The sequence below is a fragment of the Vibrio sp. THAF190c genome (assembly GCF_009363355.1).
Classification (GTDB): Bacteria; Pseudomonadota; Gammaproteobacteria; order Enterobacterales; family Vibrionaceae; genus Vibrio; species Vibrio fortis_A.
Window position 1 is genome coordinate 1,166,785 of sequence record NZ_CP045339.1, and the last position, 18,522, is coordinate 1,185,306.

The following is an 18,522-nucleotide window of genomic DNA, read 5'->3' on the forward strand; positions in this document are numbered from 1 at the left end:
CTAACTCGTCTGTGGCTTATCGTTTGTTCGACAAGTCTTCGTATTCGCCTTCAATCACACCAGCATCTCGGTTCGCTGAGTAGTGATTATTCATACGTGATGTAAAGCCTTGTTGGCTCATTTGCTTCTGAATTTTTTTCCCTGTGATTAGGGCCGCAATCGTTAGAGGGATAGCAAGCAGCAAGCTGGTAAATAGTGCGATAAGACCAGTGAAGAGTGCTGCAACAGTAACTAAGATATTTTTCATAATTCATTTCCTCTTTTTCTATGTTGTCACTTTAACAAAGCTTTTCTGAACGAAACATGAATGGTGTTCAAAAAAATCTTTGAAAGTCATATTGACCTAGGTGTGTTCAATTTTAGTCGTCTTTTGTAGTCATAAATACGCACTAAAAATATGGCTATGTAGCTTTTCTATTATAAAACAATGAGTTAAAAGTTGGCATGGAAGGTGCTCTAGGGAGTAGGAAAAATAAATCATTGTGAGCCAAGAACTTACAACAAACGACTATTACTGGAGCCCAATATGTTCTGTATTCAATGTGAACAAACTATTCAAACGCCAACCGTTAAAGGCTGCTCATTCGCACAAGGTATGTGTGGTAAAACTTCTGAAGTTTCTGATTTACAAGACGTGTTGGTGTACTCACTGCAAGGGGTTTCTTTTTGGGCCAACTTGGGCCGCGCTTGCAACGTCATTGATACGGAAATCGATGAGTGGGCACCAAAAGCGTTTTTCGCAACATTAACTAACGTAAACTTTGACCCTGAGCGAATCATTGAATTTGCTCAACAGTCACACGAATACAAGCAGCGTTTAGAGCAACAAGTTCGTGCCGCTGCGCTGGTGGTTGGTTTTGAAATTCCAGCACTGTCACCAGCAGCTCAATTTGATCTTCCGACAGATAGCACTCAGTTGCTTGCTCTTGCACCACAAGCTGCTGTTAACCGTGGACACGATTCTCAACACGAAGACGTAATTGGTCTACGTCTGCTTTGTCTATATGGCTTGAAGGGTGCAGCAGCATACATGGAGCACGCACGTGTTCTTGGTCAAACAAACCAAGATATTCACGCTGAATACCACCAAATCATGGCGTTCTTGGGTACTGATCCTACGGATCTGAAACAGCTGCTTGATACATCAATGCAGATCGGCCTGATGAACTACAAAGTCATGGAGATGCTGGACAAAGGCGAGACGGATACCTTTGGTCACCCACAACCAACGGCTGTGAATGTTAAAACGAAGAAAGGTCACTGTATTCTTGTTTCTGGTCACGACCTACATGACCTAGAAAAGATCCTGCAACAGACAGAAGGTAAGGGTATTAATGTCTACACTAACGGCGAAATGCTTCCAGCTCATGGTTACCCTGAACTAAGCAAATACCCACACTTAGCAGGTAACTACGGTAGCGCATGGCAAAATCAGCAAAAAGAGTTTGCTAACTTCCCTGGTGCGATCGTGATGACGTCTAACTGTCTACTTAACCCAGATGTTGGCGCGTACGCTGATCGTCTATTTACGCGTAGTATCGTAGGCTGGCCGGGTGTTGCTCATCTTGAAGGTGATGACTTCAGCGCTGTTATCGATTGTGCACTAGCACAAGAGGGCTTCAAACACGACGAGATCGAACAGATGATCACTGTAGGCTTTGGTCGTAATGCACTTATGGAAGCGGCTCCAGCAGTGGTTGAGCAAGTAAAAGAAGGTAACATCAAACACTTCTTCTTAGTGGGTGGCTGTGATGGTGATAAAGCTGAGCGTAGCTACTACACAGACTTTACTGCTCAAGCGCCTGACGACTCAGTTATCCTGACTTTGGCTTGTGGTAAGTTCCGTTTCAACAAGAACCAATTTGGTGACATTAACGGTATTCCACGTCTTCTCGATGTTGGTCAATGTAATGACGCATACTCTGCAATCCAGCTTGCCCTAGCATTGTCTCAAGAGTTTGATTGTGGGATCAACGAGCTTCCATTGACTCTAGTCCTTTCTTGGTTTGAGCAAAAAGCGATTGTTATTTTATTGACTCTATTCGCACTGGGTGTGAAAGGTATTTATACAGGTCCAACTGCACCTGCGTTCCTAACTGAGAATCTACTGAAGATCATTCAAGACGAGTTTGACATGCGTGCTATTTCTACGCCTGAGCAAGATCTTAAAACAATCCTAGCGGCTTAATCTCGCTAACCAAGCCTCGTGCCTAATAGACTGAATCTATTTAAGGCCCGAGGCTTTTGTCGTTCATCCCAAATTATAAAAAGTGAGTATTACTATGTACGCGTGGTCTGATAGCGATTCAATCTCTTTGGTTTGTCTTAAAAAATGGCATGAAACGCCTGATACGGTTAGCTTTGAGCTGGGCTCAATTCCACAAGATCTCCATTTCAACTTCAAGCCGGGTCAATTCATCACTCTAGGCTTGAACATGCCACAGAAAATGGATTATCGAGCTTATTCGATTGCCTCAGATACGGATGACAACCGTTTGAAGCTGACAGTAAAACGTGTCGATGGCGGGTTAGTGTCAAACTTTATTGTGGATGAACTGGACGAAGGTGATGAAGTCACGGTACTCAAGCCTGCGGGTGAGTTTAACTGCATTGATTGCAAGCCTAGCACTACTAAGAAGGTTACTTTGGTGAGCGCAGGCTGCGGTATTACACCAGTTATCTCGATGGTGAAGTACTGGTTAAAACATGATCCTGCGATTGAAATTGATTTCATCCACATGGCACGCAGTAAGCAAGAAACCATCTATTTTGAAGAGCTTAATCAGCTGGATGAAATGCATTCGAATTTTAATCTAAAGCTATTATTGAAAGATAACCAAGGGACCACAGCACCTCAAGGGCGTTTAGATAAGAGTTGGTTGGTTCGTCTGTCTCCTGACATTCTAGAAAGAACCGTGTACTTATGCGGTCCAGTTGGCTTTATGGAAGATGTTGAGCGTTATCTGACTGAGCTGGAATTTAATATGGCCAACTTCTACCAAGAGAGCTTCACTCCAACTTCAAAAATGGATACAGATAATCAAGCAGAAGGCGTTGAAGCGAGCGGATCTGTTGAAGTATTTGTGCCTGCGTTTGGTGCGAAAGTTGAAGCAGAACTGGGAACTCCGTTAGCTGACTCACTAGAGAAAGCGGGCGTTCCGATCATCATTGCATGTCGCAGTGGTATTTGTGGTTCATGTAAATGCAAAGTGACCAAAGGCAGCGTCAGTTCCAGTAGCCAAGAAACTCTCACGCCAGAAGAGATTGAGCAAGGTTATGTGCTGGCCTGTTCAAGCACCATTGATAGTGAGCTTGAAGTCGAACTTGGGTAGTTGGCTGTTTTATCTGCTTTATGCATTCAATGAGATGAATTACTAGAACGAAAAAGGCCACTTAGTTCGGTTAGAGAGAGCAGAACCAAGTGGCAACTTTCCAAGAATTGACCGTAAAGTACTCAAGGAAAGGGGGGAGCGAAGCTCATACGAACTTCGCCTATATGATTATTATGTTGTGGAGCTTGTAGTACCTAGAGGATTAAACCGCTGGGTAAGTTTTGTAGCGTACGCCCATCATCTGTTCCATACAGTGAACCACTTGGCAGCTGTATCCGAACTCATTGTCGTACCAAATGTATAGAACAGCGCGGTTGTCTTGCGCAATAGTTGCAACACCGTCAACAACGCCTGGGTGGCGAGAGCCGACTAGGTCAGTAGAAACAACTTCCGTTGAGTCTGTGTAGTCGATCTGCGCTGAAAGTGGAGAAGATAGCGCCATTTCACGTAGGTACGTGTTTAGCTCTTCTTTTGTAGTACCCGTCTCAAGGTTTAGGTTTGCTACTGCCATTGACACGTTTGGTGTCGGTACGCGAATTGCGTTGCCTGTTAGCTTACCTGCCATCTCTGGCATTGCTTTCGCTACTGCTTTCGCTGCACCAGTTGATGTCAGAACCATGTTTAGTGAAGCCGCACGGCCACGACGATCGCCTGAGTGGAAGTTATCAATCAGGTTCTGGTCGTTTGTGAATGAGTGAACAGTTTCGATGTGACCCGATGTTACGCCAAACTTGTCGTGTACTGCTTTAAGTACAGGAGTGATTGCGTTAGTCGTACAGCTTGCTGCAGAGATAATGGTATCTTCTGGCTTGATAACGTCTTCGTTAACACCAAATACAACGTTCTTGATGTCGCCTTTACCTGGAGCAGTAAGAAGTACTTTGCTCGCACCGTTACAAGCAACGTGCTGACCTAGGCCTTCAGCGTCACGCCATACACCAGTGTTATCAACAACCAGTGCGTTATCAATACCGTAAGCTGTGTAATCAACGTCTTCTGGCTTGTTCGCGTAGATAACTTGAATGAAGTTACCGTTAACAATGATCGCTTTGCGCTCGTTATCAATAACGATGCTGCCGTTGAATTGACCGTGTACTGAGTCACGACGCAATAGGCTTGCACGCTTCTCTAGATCACCATCTTTACCGCCACGAACCACGATAGCACGTAGACGAAGTGGGTAACCTGGACCACTTTTCTCAACAAGAATACGAGTAAGTAGTCGACCGATACGACCGAAACCGTACAACACAACATCACGAGGCTTAGTCATCGCTTCGCCTTCTAGAGACTCAATAAGAGCCGTTTGAAGGAAGTCATCCATTGCTGTTACATCATCGTGGTTTTCCCAGTATTGATGCGCTAGGCGACCAACATCAACACGGCATGGAGACAAGCGCATTGATAGTAGGTGTTGAATGATTGGTTGTGTTTGTGAAGGGGTAAGCGGGGAGCCTGTGTAGTGCTTTGAAAGTCGGTGAGCTTTGATGATGTCAATAGTTGTTGCGTTAACTAGAGTCTTTCCGAAAAGAATGACTTCAACGCCTTTTTGACGGTATAGCTGACCAAGAGTTGGGGCGATAGATTCAGCAATAGTTTGACTAGTTTGCCAGTCTAGGAGGTGCTTTTCAGGGCTCATCTTTACTTGGGACCTTTCACGTTAAGTTTTGCAGGCTTGGCGAGTGTAGGGTGCTTACCTGCTTGGGGGATAAACCGTTGTGCTGTGATCTTAAATTGTCACTTTTAGTGGCACGAATAGGCTTGTATTTAAGTTGTAATTTTTATGTGGCGGGATTGTAAGGTACGGTCTGTTATTCTGCTAGTAAAATTAAATCCAGCTATATTGGCTGATACACCTAGAATTATTGGTTATAACGTCGAGTTTTGTGATATGCAACACTATTGACTTTATCGATTTGTAGCACTTATTTTTCGTCGAAAAATACTCAGATCAAAAACAAAATGCAAACGGTTGCTTTTTGTGATTTTAAAATGTGATCTAAGTATGTAAATAAATGAAATGAGTTAACACCTTGATGAAAAAGTATCCACCTAAGTCTATTGCCTCTCTTAATCAGCCTATTTCTAATGAATCTTGGGAATTCAGAGAGAAAAACATTCGACTATTTTCCCATATAAATCAGTTTGTCGGGCCTTACCACTCTCAAATTCGATACTAATAATATTCACAATAGCAACCATAAGGGCGAGTAATTGCGATGAAATCTATGAATTTGGGATGATTTATAAATGATGCGTAAGGAGTGAGCGAGTACAAGTTGCATATTTGATAAGTTAAACGCCGTGAGTGTCCTATTATTAGTACGAGGCACCCGATGACTTTTAAGGAAGGGAGTGACTAGATAAAAATGATAAATATATCAATTAGGTGGCGGTTGATTCTGCTGTCATCTATTTCGATTCTGTTTATGCTCGGTTTTACTATTAATGAAGCATTGAACAACAGAAAGCAGGTAACAAACTTGGAGGCGACTCGAGTGAAGATCGAGGCGTTACAATCCTTTAGTGCGTTATCTGGTGATATTTATCGTTTGTTACGATTGCCTAACTCTTCTCCTATCAGAAAAAGTGCATACGCATCAGCCGCTAAGCAGTTTGGGAGCATCCTCCAGTATAACAAGCAACTTGAAGGGCTTTCAGCGCAATGGGATATCATTGATGAACTCGACGATCTTGACCAGATTCTGCAAGAGTTATCGAATCCGTCGGTAGAGCAAAGACCGTTTCTTGGTGTCTGGGCTTTTGATGTTTTACAAGAAATTCTGGTCGAGCTAAACGATGTTGATATCTTTCTTACCGACGACAACATCAATACGGCGGGTAAGATCTTTAGCGACCTTAACAACTTTGTGTTCTGGACACAGAAAGAGGCATGGGTTGGTTATAAGCTTTACTTGTACCCTGATTTGAGAGAAGACAACCTCGACCATTATTTGAGTACCATTCACCGACAATCACAATATCTGAATGCCTTCTTGAGAAGTAATGACTCCTCGACTCGATTGGGGCAGCTTCTTGATGTGTTCACGAGTCAAGAATATCAAGACAGCGTGGATTTTCGTGAGCGAATCTTCAAAAGGCAGTTCGACTCACAAGAGATCAAACAGTATGTCTCTGGGTTAGAGCAGCGCCATATCGTGACATTACAAGTGGTCGATAGCTACACCAATGAGCTTCAAGGTCAACTGGCTGCACGGATTAAAGCGCAAAAGATCAGAACGACCTTAACAACCGTGTTTGTAATTACATTTGCGACTTTAGTTTTTTGGCTGACTTCAACCACGTCATTAAGATTGAATCGAAATCTATCTCACATTCTAGATGGCATGTCAGATCAAAATCGAAATACTGATGAGCACAAGCCGATAGTCACAGAAGGCCATGATGAGTTGACGCAGTTTGCTGACAAAGTTAACGAGATTATGAGTGCTAATCAGCAGCACTACCAGGATTTGATTGAAGCTAAAGAGGACGCAATCTCTGCAAACCGAGCTAAGAGTGCATTTTTGGCAAATATGTCTCATGAGATCCGAACACCGCTTAATGGCATTATTGGTATGGCGGAGATTCTCTCGCAAAGCCAACTCAATGCTAATCAACAAGAGGTATTGGCAGATATAGAATCGTCTTCTCATACCCTATTGGTACTTCTTAACGATATCCTCGACCTCTCTAAGATTGAATCGGGTAACTTGTTGCTTTCACCTCAGGCAGCGGACCTGCGTGAGGTGGTTTATGACTCCGTTAGCGTCATATTATCTAAAGCGATCAGTAAGAATGTTGAACTCGATATCAACATTGATGCCAATACTCCACATCAGTTGCTGTTTGATGAGCATAGGTTGCGCCAAGTCCTAACTAACTTGCTGTCGAATGCGATCAAATTTACCGATTCAGGCGCGATAAGTACCAAAGTAACCTACACACCGGGCTCAATGAGCAGAGGTATGATCGAGTGTCACGTAGCAGATACAGGGATAGGCATTGAAGAGAGTAAAATCGATTCAATCTTTGAGCCTTTCACACAAGAGGATGGCAGCATAACGCGTCAGTTTGGAGGTACCGGACTCGGCTTAGCGATCTGTCGACAATTGATCGATTTGATGGATGGGCGTATCACCGCGCACTCTGTTAAGGGCGAAGGGTCTATATTTAGCTTTAGTTTTTACGTCGATATCGTAGAGAGCAAGCCCAAAACGTTCGAGAACTTAAAGGATGCTGTGATCGTTTCTAATGGGTTTAACTATGTGGCTCAATTAAGTAAAGAGTGTGAGCGCTTTGGTATTCAATCTGAGGTTGTTCCCTCAATTGACGATATCTCAAATGTTCAGCTCGATTGTGATGTCATGCTCTATTGTCATACGCTACACAAATCAATGGAACACGACCTCGCGTCTTTGAAACAGCGTTATCCGTTATCTAAGGTTATCGTTTGTCAGCATCATCTATTTAAAACCAATCAAATTACAGAATCTGTTCACTCGACACATACTGTTCCTTTCTTAGGTAAGCGCTTTTCGAATAGCCTGTTGGCTCTTGATACTGGGGCCAGCCAAGTATTAGAAAAACCGACGAAATCAGAAGATGTTCACGAACTAAATCGTCGGATATTGATCGTTGAAGATAATTTGATGAATCAGAAAATTGCGAGCTTCTTCTTAGAGAAGGCGGGTTATGAATACACCATCACCAGTAACGGCCAAGAGGCGGTTGATGTGGTTACTCAAGGTGAACGATTCGATGCAATACTTATGGATTGTATGATGCCAGTAATGGACGGTATCACGGCGACTCAGACGATTCGTGCCTGGGAGAAAGAGCAAGGTATCTCACCTCTGCCAATTATCGCTTTGACGGCAAGCGTGCTTGATGAAGACATCAAAGATTGCTTCGAAGCGGGTATGAATGCCTACTTGCCCAAGCCATACAAATCACATCAATTGTACGAGCTCTTCGATAACTTGGGCATTGTCTAAAAGGAACAAGCAGGGTTACCCGGTAAGACTCAAGTTTAATTAACGCACTTCCATTCCTAGATTGTATTGAGCAAGGCAGCGTCCGACATAACTCACTTTCAAGAATGCAGCGATCACAATAGTTCCGATATGTGCAGCTATTTGTGCCGCAAGGGAAAAGGTGTCAGCAAGAGGGTAGGCGATAATAATGCTGATGATCATAAGTAGTGTGGTGATGATCAACCCAGCATTGGAGACAGACAGAAGCGTCTTAAAAGTTGTTTGAGTTGGTTTCATAATGCGTCCTCATAGTCTTGGTTTACTATGAATAGAGCAAAAGGTGTTCCAACTATTTTGTTTATTTTAAATCAATGGTTTATTTTAGTTTTGGGTTTGTTTTGAGTCATATTGACTCTATGCTGATTGTTGTCATTATGACATCATGGTGTCTGTTTGATGTTGCTACCACTGCCTGAAACCACATGTGTCTATGTGAAAGCGTACGCCATCATAGAGCCCTAATCCGACAAAGTGCTCTTTGCCATACTGAGAGTGGATTTTCTTCAACTTCACGTGCAACTCTTCGCGTGAAATGTCTTCTGATGGCACCATGTCGAGAGCACAAAACTCAAGGTGCTTACTGCGAGGAGCGCCTCCCGCTTGTTGATTGTAGCTACTGGTTCGCTCACCAGAGACAGGAATAACGATACCGATTTCAGGCTCAATGTAGGTCTGTATAAACTTCAGCGTTTTGATCATTTTGGGCATGTGTTGAACATTTGGTAGGCTGAAGAGCGTGGTGTCACTCAAAACCCAATCCGTGCCCTGAAGCAAGATAAGGTGAAGAGGCATGGTTTCTTTAATACCCGCATCTCTAAGTTGCTGACCAATGTTGGCAACTTTCTTCTCTGCATTGTTAAGCAGTACCCAGCCTTGGAAAGCGGCTTTAGTGGGTACTTTGTAACCCCGAACATCTACAACAAGGTCGTCATAGCTGATCTCTCGTTCGGTTGTGTACAACTTTTCAAGTTCGTCGGTGTGTGGTTCCGTGGTAGATAAAAGGGCGGCAATCAACAGAGCGGTATACATGAGGCGACTCCAACGGTGGCAGTCATTTGAGTATAGTCGCTAAATCTAGGGTCAAAAAAACCCACTTAATAAAGTGGGTTAATATCATGCGTTGGACAACAAGGGATTATTTCTTGCCTTGAGTCTGCTTGTCTTCTTCCGTTAGCTCACGGATGCGACGGCTGATGTCACGACGAGCTTTAGAGATTTCTGCACTCTTGATGATGTGGTCATCAACACGGTCTTCGTAGTCCGCTTTCATGTTTTTGATGATACCTAAGATTTCATCGTGAGACATTTCTGGCTTGATGTAATCTAGTAGGTTGTCTAGAAGATCTACACGTTTGCGGTTATCACGAACTTTCTTTTCGTTGTCTAGAAGTTCACGCTTAAGTTTGTTCTTACGACGTGCCTGGTTAACAATTTCAAATACGCTACTCATAGATTCCTTTTCCTAATCGTCATATACGTTATCTGATTCTGATTAAAGCACATCGAATGCGGTTGTAACAGTCTTTAGATCAAAGCAAAAGTAAGGTTGTTTAATAATTCAGCACTCTGTTACTCAGCTGATTGTTTTTCTCAGACAGTTCACGATAGTATCTTGTATAGAAGCAAGCATTATATGAAATGTGAGATGAACCAGTCAGAATCGAATAATGAGGAATCGAACGAGATTTCTCAGGAAGCTTGTAGTGAGCAAGACAAGCTTCGAACCGCTTATGTAAAAGAGCGCACCAACCTAGAAGTGGTGGAAATTGAACTAAATCGTTCTAAGATCATGGTGATTGACGAACAAGGCCGAAAACGAAGAGTCCCGATACTGTCTGAACACTAGCCTGTTAGGTTAGCCTTGAATGTGTACAGACGGAATTGAAAATAATAAAAAGGAAAAATAATGAACACGCAACTTTCCGCAATAGAAGCTCGTATTATTGGTTGTTTAATTGAAAAAGAGGTAACGACCCCTGACCATTACCCTCTTACTCTCAATAGCTTAACAACCGCGTGTAACCAAAAGAGCAATCGTGAGCCTGTTTTATCCTTGTCTGAGTCAGAGGTGCTTGACGCCGTTGATGGGCTTATTTCACGCCGTTTAGTGAGCGATGAAAGTGGTTTTAACAGCCGTGTGAGTAAGTACCAACATCGCTTCTGCAATACCGAGTTCGGTGATCTGCAATTTACCGAGCAAGAACGTGCGATTATCTGTTGTATGTTGCTACGCGGAGCACAAACTCCTGGTGAATTAAGAACACGCACAGGTCGTTTGGCTAACTTCACGGATGTAAAAGAGGTAGAAGCAGTTTTAGACAAGCTAGCAGCTCGTGAAGAGGGTGCTCTTGTGGTTAAGCTACCTCGTGAAGCTGGAAAGCGTGAGTCTCGCTATCAGCACCTGTTGAGCGGTGAGGTTGATGTGGAAGCATTGGCATCCGCTGCGCCTGCGATGGTATCGGGTTCTAGTAGTGAGCGTGTCGAAGCACTAGAAGCTGAAGTAGAGAACTTGAAAAAAGAGCTAGCAGAGTTAAAAGCTCTGGTTGAATCTCTGATTTAGATGACAGACCAAAAAACAGATGCGGATTGGGTTGTGTACCTGATTCGCACTCGTCACAACGCCCTTTATTGCGGTATCACTAACAACCTCACTCGACGATTTGAACAGCATCAGCAAGGTAAAGGCGCGAAGGCTCTTAAAGGCAAAGGCCCTTTATTGTTGGAATGGAGCCATATTGTCGATTCGAAAAGTCATGCACTTCGAATTGAATATGCCATTAAACAACTCTCTAAACCACGTAAAGAGTCCCTTGTTAAAGAACAGCTATGCGTAGACATTCAGGATGATAACGTTGTTTATTTTGAACCAATGTTCAAGTCCTAGTTGATTCCCTTTGACAGCAGCTTTATTTTCTCTTTATTACTTGGGTGAATGTGTTTCTGGTTGATTCTGAATCCCTTTTATCATTTTAAAACCAAGTTCATAATTTTTAATGGGAATGATGTTCTAATTATTGTTTGAGCCTATCATTTTTCACGATTGTCCTACATAATATATAAAAAGTCATACAACGATATGACATCAGGCTAGGTAAAAAAATGAGCCAAAGTAGCTCATAAAAAATGAGAAAATAATGAAACGTTCACTTATGTTGCTAGGGGCTTCGCTATTGTCAGGGCCGGCCCTTTCTCACGGTACTCATGTGCTTAATGGCTATTGGGAATACCAAGAATTTTTGGATAAATTTCCAGCGCAAAAAGCCCTCACTGAACAGATGAACCAAGCCGTTCAAAAACATCCTGTTCCCCTACAAGTTAAACAACAAGCTCCTATCACCATATCGGTCGTTTATCCTGGCCAACAGATCTCAGATTACTGGGTGAGAAATATTCAAGCGTTCGAAAAGCGTTTGGATAAACTAAGAATCAACTATCAAATCAATCAAGTGTTTACTCGTGTGAATGCTGATTTGACGCAGCAAAGTATCTCTCTTCAAGAAGCGATAGAAAACAAAACCGATTATCTAATTTTCACACTCGATACAACTCGCCATCGCAAATTCATTGAGCATGTTTTGAGCTCAACTGATACCAAGCTGATTCTGCAAAATATCACAACGCCAGTTCGAGCGTGGCAAGAGCGACAGCCATTTATGTATGTCGGGTTTGATCATGCGACGGGCAGTCTTAAGTTAGCAGACTATTTTAAAAAGCACTCTGGAGATGAGAGTGAGTACTCAGTTCTTTATCGTTCAGAGGGCTACATCAGCGATGCCCGTGGTGACACGTTTATCCACGAAATCAGTGAAGAGACAGACTTCAAACTTAAATCCTCTTTTTATACCAAATCTGACATGGATAGCGGCTATAAAGCGGCCAAGATCAGCATTGCGCGCAATCAGAATCTCGATTTCATTTACGCATGCGCTACCGACGTCGCATTAGGTGCTGCCCAAGCCATTAAAGAGTCCGGTTTGGATATCAAACTTAATGGATGGGGTGGTGGTTCTGCTGAGTTGGAAGCGTTGGCTCGTGGAGAGCTAGATGTTACTGTGATGCGAATGAATGACGACACTGGTATAGCGATGGCAGAAGCCATTAAGTGGGATTTGGAAGGCTTTGCTGTACCTACCGTCTACTCTGGAGACTTTGAGGTAGTCACCAAAGAAGATAGCCCAGAACATATAGAATCGCTGAAACAGCGAGCCTTTAGATACTCAGGAAAATAATGAAGAAAAGCTACGCTAACACGCCACGTAATACACTCGCGAAACTCATCACTCGAATTATTATTCTGGTGATTGGTGTGATGGCAATTGGTGTGTTGATTCATAACTATGAAACCAGCAGTAGCATCGTAAAACAAGAAACCAAACGAACGGTTCAACAAACATCGAGTTTGATACAGAACATGTTTGATTACCGCTTGTCGGTACTTCAGATCCATCAAGATAGCAGCTCACACAGTACTATGCTCAAAGAGTACTTCGCGAGTGGGGACAAAGAGGAACTGAGCTACTTCTTCTTTGGTGTTGACCAACGAGAGCCCAACCACGCACCAGATATGCGTTTTGTCACCACGCATGATGGTGTGTCTTGGGATGATGGTAATGGTCAATTCTATGGCTTTGATGAGAGCAGCTTAGAATACATGTCCACCCAGGTTGCGTTCAGTAGCAATTGGCACTTCCTCGAATTAGATACAGAAATTGGCAAGCGCCACCTGCTGGCGCGTAAAACTCCTATCGTCGATAACAAAACGGGTGAAGTGCTCGGACAGCTCTACATCACTATTGTATTGGACAATAACTTCTCGCTAGCTGAGTCCATTCAGCAAGGCAGTAACTGTGAGAATATCGTCATTGAAGCGCATGGCGATCCTGTCACTTCGACATTCAGTGGTGACGAAACTTACTCTCTTGAAGACGTTCTCTCTTATCGTGTTCATGAACAGCTTCCTGAGCACTTCGTTACTATCGCTCGAATTAAGATCAACTCGGTCGATACACCTCTGACGATTCGTGCCGTTCAGAAAAACAGCAATTTTATCGCCCTCGAGGAGAACTATGAACGTGCTATTGCAGCGGTAATTGTGGTTCTTATTGCTATGTCATTCTTCGCTCGTGGTTGGATCCACAAGCGTGTGTCTAAAGAGCTGAACAAACTGATGGAATTTACTCGTTCAGCGAGTGACAACCATGAGGCTCATAAGTTTGATGGTTCGAATATCTATGAATTTCACCATATTGGTTGCACCTTAGAAGATACGTTTGAACGCCTTGCGGAGCAGAGCCAAAAATTCCAAGACCTTTTCAATTTTGCGCACTCTCCAATTTTGGTTTGGTCGGAAAATGGTGCTTTGATTCAGATGAACCCAGCTGCTCGTATGGCGATGTTTGCGGATGACGACTTCAAAGGTGTGCTAGCCAAAGAGTTCGAGAAGAAGATGCAACCTAATGTATTGATGGTTCTTCAAGGAGCTAAGCTAACTGGTATCAACGTGCCTATCGGTGACAAGGTATTTCGTTGGAATATGTCTGCAATACGCGTCGAGCATGGTATTACCGGTGTGGTTGTACAAGGCCAAGACATTACTAAGCTGGTGGAGGCAGAGCAACAAGCCGATCGCGCCCGCGAAGAAGCGGAGCACTTAGCCAACGTGCGCGCGGATTTCCTAGCTAAAATGAGTCACGAAATTCGAACTCCTCTGAATGGTATTTTAGGTGTGTCGCAACTCCTAAAACGCTCTATGACCAGTGAGGGCAATAGAGAGAAAGTCGATGTTTTGGTTAACAGCGCCGAACACCTTCTTGCTGTGCTCAATGACATTCTAGATTTTTCTAAGATCGAGCAGGGCCAGTTTAATATCCAGAAAAAAGAGTTCCGCCTTTCAGAGCTTATCAATACGTTAGATAGCATCTACAAGCCACTTTGTGTTGAGAAATCGATCAGCTTTGATATCGACAGTCGATTACCTGAAGAGCTTGAGATCTACACCGATCAAATCCGCTTAAATCAGATCATGTTTAATCTACTGAGCAATGCTCTGAAGTTCACCCACTCGGGTGGAGTGTCGGTCTCGTTTGACTTAGAAACCACCATTAATACCAATCAAGCAGGCTTAATTGTCACCGTCAAAGACAGTGGCATCGGTATCGAGCCTGAGAAGTTAGATGCGGTGTTTGAACCTTTTGTTCAAGCCGAGGAAACCACGACACGTGAATATGGCGGTACTGGGCTAGGGTTAGCGATTGTTAAGAACTTAGTGGATATGCTTGAAGGCGATATCAGAGTTAGAAGTCGCAAAGATGCCGGATCTGAGTTTGTTATTGATATTCCAGTCATCTATCGAACTGAACCAGTAACTGGGCCTAAGTTGGATGAATCTATCGCGCCAAGAGACCTGTTTGATAAATCATTGAGGGTATTGCTGGTTGAAGACAATCATACTAATGCTTTCATCGCTCAAGCCTTCTGCAAAAAATATGGAATGTCGGTAACGTGGGCCAAAGATGGCTTGGAAGCCATGGCATACGCCGAGCTTCAACCGTATGACCTTATTTTAATGGACAACCAACTTCCAAATTTGGGCGGGGTAGAGACTACGATTAAGCTCAGAGAAGAGTTGCATTTACAAACCCCAATCTATGCTTGTACGGCGGATGCGCAAATTTCGACTCGTGATCGCTTCATGCAGGCGGGGGCGAATTACGTGATTGTGAAGCCGATAAAAGAAGAGTCATTACATCGCGCGTTCATTCATTTCAAAGAGCATTATCAGCCGGCTGAACGCCTCGTTGGAAATGAATAAAATCAGTCAGTAATAAGAAAGGCGCATCATGCGCCTTTTTTATTGATATCGTGTTAGAGGTTACCCGTGTTAAAAGCCAGTTCTAGCAGAAGCTTTTTCAGCTCTTCGTCTAGCTCAAGGTGCTCAGGGAATTGAATGCCAAGAAGCCAACCTTGACCATGCCGCTTTTTACTCACCACTTTATAGGCCAGATCATTTGGCAGATGTTCATCTAGTATCGATGACACCTTAATCTTCATGCCAACATCGATGTCGGATTGCTGAGATAAGAACACGCCACAACCGGAAATTGAAAAATCGATCAGAGTAGCATCGAGCGTCAACGTGTCGAATGACGCTTCGCAGCTGAGGTTTATTTTGTAGCGCTCATGTTCGCGAATAGGCTTAGTCGCGAAATTAGATGGTGGCCTTAGAAAAACTAGGTGGGCTGGCTGAGTAATATGAGAAAGAACACTCGTCTTAAACGCGACGATATGGCCTAACTCGGTGTCGGTGATAGCTCGAATAATAATATCGACATTATTTAGCTTTCTGAGGGTCAGAGCTTCGGTCGACTTTTGAGACAACTCAAGCACCAAATATTGGTCTTCCTTGTGACCAATATAGAGAGTACTCACTTGGATAGAATCTTGTGGGCCAAATTCAAGAACACCTGCTGTACGCGTTCCTGGTTTCAGATATCTAAACAGTTCTTGGTTATTATCTTTTGGCATATTTCCGTATAAGCAGTGTGAAACAAGTGTTGAAACAATATAACGCCCTGATCGTGTTATGTCATCAGTTTCATTACGCTAATTAATGGAAAATAGAAGCCAACAAATCACGTTTTATGGTCTGATGAGTAAATAGGCAAGCTTTTGAAAATAGAGTTGATTTTATTGTTCGCGGACGAGTTACAGCCTTGCAGTCACGCGCAAACTCGATACACTGCTACAGAACGATATTAACGGAGATAAGAGAAATGGAACTATCAACTTTTTTGTATAAATTAGACAACGAGCCAGAAAGCGTTCAGTTTGAAGATACAATGCAAGTGATTGAAAACGGCTACGTGTTCACCGAAAGTGAATTTGCCAACGGAGATGTGGTGAATGCAGCAGGGCAAAACAACGGATCGTGCAAAATCTTTGCGTTTGGCCAATTGGAAGGGCTATCTGAGCAGCAAACTTTGACCTGCTTTGGCCAATACTACCGTCACGATGTTCTTGAGTTTCCAGAAAACGATGATCACCAAAACATTCGTAACTTCATCAAACACGGTTGGCAGGGCGTTCGTTTCTCAGCGCCGGCATTGGCTAAAAAATAGTAACTTATTATTCTATTGAGACAAACAACAAGAGGGCACTTTGAGCCCTCTTGTTATCTATAAACAATGCTTGATGCTATTCGATAGGCAATGCAGAAAGGCACTTGCGACACATACATAAGCCTTGCTTCGGCACACTGCTAGTATCTCTCTTCTCTAGTTCAAAACACCAACACGTTTCCTTACCGGCACTAATATCGCATTGTGCGGGCTTGCTGCACTGAGGACATTCGTGAGTTGCCCCTTCAGCAGAAAGGTTTTGCATCACTTGCTCTCTTTGCTCATCGGAAAGATTCTTCCAACCGATGATCTCATTCATTGTGCGATGGCAGCCTCCGCAAATACCGCCATTATTCTTACAAGCCGCGATACAAGGTGTTTTCATTTTTCGATTCCTGAAGCATTTGCGTGGCAATGTAACATACTGAGCCTAGATGTTAAGAATAGTTCTGTTTGACCTAGCGATTTATAGGTAATTCAGGTAGCATCTCGCCCCTTTTCTAGCTTGGGGGATATGATTGATGTTCATCGGATTTGATTATGGAACGGCAAACTGCTCAGTTGCAGCAATGATAGAAGGGGCTCCTCGTCTTCTGCCTCTTGAAGGTGATAACCACTATATCCCCTCGACGGTTTTTGCTCCAACACGGGAGAGTGTCTCTGAACACTTGTTTCGTCACCTAAACATCAAACCAAGTGATGCGATTGGCGAGCAAGTACTGCGTCGTGCAATTGCGGCGAACCGTGAAGAGAGCATCGATCTAGTACCAGAAGATATGGCATTTGGTCAGGCAGCTTTGGATCTGTATCTGGAAGACCCACGAGACGTTTATTACGTAAAGTCCCCGAAGTCATTCCTGGGTGCTAGCGGCTTACATGATGTCCAAGTGAGTTTCTTTGAGGACTTGGTGTGCGCCATGATGGCGAACATTAAACAGCAAGCTGAACGCTCTACGCAGTGTGCGATTGAACAAGCGGTTATCGGCCGTCCAATCAATTTTCATGGCCGAGGTGGAGAAGAGGCGAACCAACAAGCTGAACGCATTCTAACTCGAGCAGCTACGCGTGCGGGCTTCTCAGATATCGCCTTTCAGTTTGAACCCGTAGCAGCCGGGCTTGAATACGAGAGCACGCTTACTCAGAACCAAACCGTTCTTGTGGTCGATATTGGTGGTGGTACTACCGACTGTTCACTGCTTGAAATGGGCCCTACATGGGCAGGGAATGCGGACCGAAGTGCAAGCTTGTTGGCTCATAGTGGTCAACGTGTCGGCGGTAATGACTTGGATATCTATCTTGCCTTTAAACGTTTGATGCATCCATTTGGGATGACGAGCAAAAGCATTTCTGGGATCGATATGCCATTGACGCAGTTTTGGAACCCAATTGCTATTAACAATGTTGAGGCTCAGAAGAACTTCTATTCTCGAGAAAATCTCTCTGCTTTGAAATTATTGCGTAAAGAGGCGGCTGAACCAGCAAAGCTTGATAGATTAATGCGCGTATATCACGACACCTTGGGCTACAGCATTGTAAGGCGTGCCGAAGAAGCAAAGATTGCCCTTGCCGACAGCAGTGAGTATCGAACTGCAATTCAGGTAGCGTCCGAATTGGTCGAAGTGGATATCTCGGTTGAACAAATGGTTGAAGCCATCGATACGCCAAAAGCCAAGATGATTGAGTTGGTTAAAGAAGCGATACAACAAGGGCAAAAAACGCCAGGTGTTATCTATATGACAGGCGGTTCTGCACGCTCTCCAATTCTTCGTCAAGCTGTAGAGCAGGCTGTGCCGAATGTACCAATTGTTAGTGGTAACTATTTTGGCTCTGTTACCGCTGGGCTAGCGCGTTGGGCGGAGACCTGCTTTAAATAAGCGACAAAAAACTAGTCGGATTGAGAGTGAAAAAGCAACCTTTACCAGAGGTTGCTTTTTTTGTATCTGCATCATATCGCTTCTGGTTCAGATTCTAACGCAGCAGTTGCTTTCGATTGATATGGTGAACTAATAAATTACACGCCGCTAAAAAATTCGGTAT

General features: G+C 43.6%; 17 protein-coding genes. 10 read left to right on the plus strand and 7 right to left on the minus strand.

Translation table 11 applies throughout. The features are described 5' to 3' along the window. Positions 1–16: 16 nt before the first annotated feature. On the minus strand, positions 17–247 hold the full coding sequence (locus FIV04_RS20270) for a hypothetical protein (protein WP_032550236.1): 231 nt from the start codon (positions 245–247) through the stop codon (positions 17–19). A 279-nt stretch (positions 248–526) separates the two neighbouring features. On the opposite strand from FIV04_RS20270, the gene hcp reads away from it, so the two are divergent. Together hcp and FIV04_RS20280 are read left to right on the plus strand one after the other, a co-directional pair. Then, positions 527–2,188: a hydroxylamine reductase gene (gene hcp / locus FIV04_RS20275; RefSeq protein WP_150897204.1), complete on the plus strand. Its 1,662-nt coding sequence runs from the start codon at positions 527–529 to the stop codon at positions 2,186–2,188. 94 nt (positions 2,189–2,282) lie between these two features. Next, on the plus strand, positions 2,283–3,332 hold the full coding sequence (locus tag FIV04_RS20280; protein ID WP_152470295.1) for a hybrid-cluster NAD(P)-dependent oxidoreductase: 1,050 nt from the start codon (positions 2,283–2,285) through the stop codon (positions 3,330–3,332). 202 nt (positions 3,333–3,534) lie between these two features. Here the strand turns inward: FIV04_RS20280 and FIV04_RS20285 are convergent, their stop codons facing one another. Continuing rightward, on the minus strand, positions 3,535–4,971 hold the full coding sequence (locus tag FIV04_RS20285; RefSeq protein WP_032550240.1) for a glyceraldehyde-3-phosphate dehydrogenase: 1,437 nt from the start codon (positions 4,969–4,971) through the stop codon (positions 3,535–3,537). 790 nt (positions 4,972–5,761) lie between these two features. On the opposite strand from FIV04_RS20285, the gene FIV04_RS20290 reads away from it, so the two are divergent. Further along, positions 5,762–8,329, plus strand: coding sequence for an ATP-binding protein (locus FIV04_RS20290; RefSeq protein WP_152470678.1), 2,568 nt, complete (start codon positions 5,762–5,764; stop codon positions 8,327–8,329). A gap of 39 nt (positions 8,330–8,368) precedes the next feature. On the opposite strand, the gene FIV04_RS20295 is transcribed toward FIV04_RS20290, so the two are convergent. From FIV04_RS20295 to FIV04_RS20305, 3 genes are all read right to left on the minus strand, one after another. After that, positions 8,369–8,605: a hypothetical protein gene (locus FIV04_RS20295; RefSeq protein WP_152470296.1), complete on the minus strand. Its 237-nt coding sequence runs from the start codon at positions 8,603–8,605 to the stop codon at positions 8,369–8,371. Between the two features lie 165 nt (positions 8,606–8,770). Beyond that, on the minus strand, positions 8,771–9,397 hold the full coding sequence (locus FIV04_RS20300; RefSeq protein WP_152470297.1) for a D-Ala-D-Ala carboxypeptidase family metallohydrolase: 627 nt from the start codon (positions 9,395–9,397) through the stop codon (positions 8,771–8,773). A gap of 106 nt (positions 9,398–9,503) precedes the next feature. Continuing rightward, positions 9,504–9,818: a DUF496 family protein gene (locus FIV04_RS20305; protein ID WP_032550242.1), complete on the minus strand. Its 315-nt coding sequence runs from the start codon at positions 9,816–9,818 to the stop codon at positions 9,504–9,506. 195 nt (positions 9,819–10,013) lie between these two features. On the opposite strand from FIV04_RS20305, the gene FIV04_RS20310 reads away from it, so the two are divergent. The 5 genes from FIV04_RS20310 (at position 10,014) to luxQ (ending at position 15,179) form a co-directional block, all read left to right on the plus strand. Next, positions 10,014–10,214, plus strand: coding sequence for a hypothetical protein (locus tag FIV04_RS20310; protein WP_150897209.1), 201 nt, complete (start codon positions 10,014–10,016; stop codon positions 10,212–10,214). 60 nt (positions 10,215–10,274) lie between these two features. Next, positions 10,275–10,928: a YceH family protein gene (locus tag FIV04_RS20315; protein WP_152470298.1), complete on the plus strand. Its 654-nt coding sequence runs from the start codon at positions 10,275–10,277 to the stop codon at positions 10,926–10,928. After that, positions 10,929–11,252, plus strand: coding sequence for a GIY-YIG nuclease family protein (locus tag FIV04_RS20320; RefSeq protein WP_152470299.1), 324 nt, complete (start codon positions 10,929–10,931; stop codon positions 11,250–11,252). Between the two features lie 250 nt (positions 11,253–11,502). Next, positions 11,503–12,597, plus strand: coding sequence for an autoinducer 2-binding periplasmic protein LuxP (locus FIV04_RS20325; protein WP_152470300.1), 1,095 nt, complete (start codon positions 11,503–11,505; stop codon positions 12,595–12,597). Then, positions 12,597–15,179, plus strand: a complete 2,583-nt coding sequence (luxQ, locus tag FIV04_RS20330; protein ID WP_152470301.1) for a quorum-sensing autoinducer 2 sensor kinase/phosphatase LuxQ — start codon at positions 12,597–12,599, stop codon at positions 15,177–15,179. Before FIV04_RS20325 ends, luxQ begins: the two co-directional genes overlap by 1 nt. Positions 15,180–15,232: 53 nt before the next feature. Here luxQ and FIV04_RS20335 read toward each other — a convergent pair whose 3' ends face one another. Continuing rightward, positions 15,233–15,892: a PilZ domain-containing protein gene (locus FIV04_RS20335; protein WP_152470302.1), complete on the minus strand. Its 660-nt coding sequence runs from the start codon at positions 15,890–15,892 to the stop codon at positions 15,233–15,235. A gap of 248 nt (positions 15,893–16,140) precedes the next feature. Here FIV04_RS20335 and FIV04_RS20340 point away from each other — a divergent pair, with 248 nt between their 5' ends. Beyond that, the gene (locus FIV04_RS20340; RefSeq protein WP_152470303.1) at positions 16,141–16,485 is read left to right on the plus strand and encodes a HopJ type III effector protein; all 345 of its coding nucleotides are present in this window, start codon (positions 16,141–16,143) and stop codon (positions 16,483–16,485) included. Between the two features lie 76 nt (positions 16,486–16,561). On the opposite strand, the gene FIV04_RS20345 is transcribed toward FIV04_RS20340, so the two are convergent. Next, entirely contained in the window at positions 16,562–16,870 is a 309-nt protein-coding gene (locus tag FIV04_RS20345; protein WP_032550252.1) for a DUF1289 domain-containing protein, read from the minus strand. A 136-nt stretch (positions 16,871–17,006) separates the two neighbouring features. Between FIV04_RS20345 and yegD the strand changes: the two genes are divergently transcribed. After that, positions 17,007–18,359 (plus strand): molecular chaperone, encoded by a 1,353-nt coding sequence (gene yegD / locus FIV04_RS20350; protein WP_152470304.1) that lies wholly within the window; start codon positions 17,007–17,009, stop codon positions 18,357–18,359. Positions 18,360–18,522 lie beyond the last annotated feature (163 nt).

Excerpts from the sequence above, each read along its gene's own strand:
- FIV04_RS20315 (WP_152470298.1), top strand. The coding sequence starts at position 10,275 with ATGAACACGCAACTTTCCGCAATAGAAGCTCGTATTATTGGTTGTTTA.
- FIV04_RS20270 (WP_032550236.1), bottom strand. The coding sequence starts at position 247 with ATGAAAAATATCTTAGTTACTGTTGCAGCACTCTTCACTGGTCTTATC.
- FIV04_RS20300 (WP_152470297.1), bottom strand. The coding sequence starts at position 9,397 with ATGTATACCGCTCTGTTGATTGCCGCCCTTTTATCTACCACGGAACCA.
- FIV04_RS20295 (WP_152470296.1), bottom strand. The coding sequence starts at position 8,605 with ATGAAACCAACTCAAACAACTTTTAAGACGCTTCTGTCTGTCTCCAAT.
- FIV04_RS20310 (WP_150897209.1), top strand. The coding sequence starts at position 10,014 with ATGAACCAGTCAGAATCGAATAATGAGGAATCGAACGAGATTTCTCAG.
- FIV04_RS20320 (WP_152470299.1), top strand. The coding sequence starts at position 10,929 with ATGACAGACCAAAAAACAGATGCGGATTGGGTTGTGTACCTGATTCGC.
- FIV04_RS20280 (WP_152470295.1), top strand. The coding sequence starts at position 2,283 with ATGTACGCGTGGTCTGATAGCGATTCAATCTCTTTGGTTTGTCTTAAA.
- yegD (WP_152470304.1), top strand. The coding sequence starts at position 17,007 with ATGTTCATCGGATTTGATTATGGAACGGCAAACTGCTCAGTTGCAGCA.
- hcp (WP_150897204.1), top strand. The coding sequence starts at position 527 with ATGTTCTGTATTCAATGTGAACAAACTATTCAAACGCCAACCGTTAAA.
- FIV04_RS20345 (WP_032550252.1), bottom strand. The coding sequence starts at position 16,870 with ATGAAAACACCTTGTATCGCGGCTTGTAAGAATAATGGCGGTATTTGC.
- FIV04_RS20305 (WP_032550242.1), bottom strand. The coding sequence starts at position 9,818 with ATGAGTAGCGTATTTGAAATTGTTAACCAGGCACGTCGTAAGAACAAA.
- FIV04_RS20335 (WP_152470302.1), bottom strand. The coding sequence starts at position 15,892 with ATGCCAAAAGATAATAACCAAGAACTGTTTAGATATCTGAAACCAGGA.
- FIV04_RS20290 (WP_152470678.1), top strand. The coding sequence starts at position 5,762 with ATGCTCGGTTTTACTATTAATGAAGCATTGAACAACAGAAAGCAGGTA.
- luxQ (WP_152470301.1), top strand. The coding sequence starts at position 12,597 with ATGAAGAAAAGCTACGCTAACACGCCACGTAATACACTCGCGAAACTC.
- FIV04_RS20340 (WP_152470303.1), top strand. The coding sequence starts at position 16,141 with ATGGAACTATCAACTTTTTTGTATAAATTAGACAACGAGCCAGAAAGC.
- FIV04_RS20325 (WP_152470300.1), top strand. The coding sequence starts at position 11,503 with ATGAAACGTTCACTTATGTTGCTAGGGGCTTCGCTATTGTCAGGGCCG.
- FIV04_RS20285 (WP_032550240.1), bottom strand. The coding sequence starts at position 4,971 with ATGAGCCCTGAAAAGCACCTCCTAGACTGGCAAACTAGTCAAACTATT.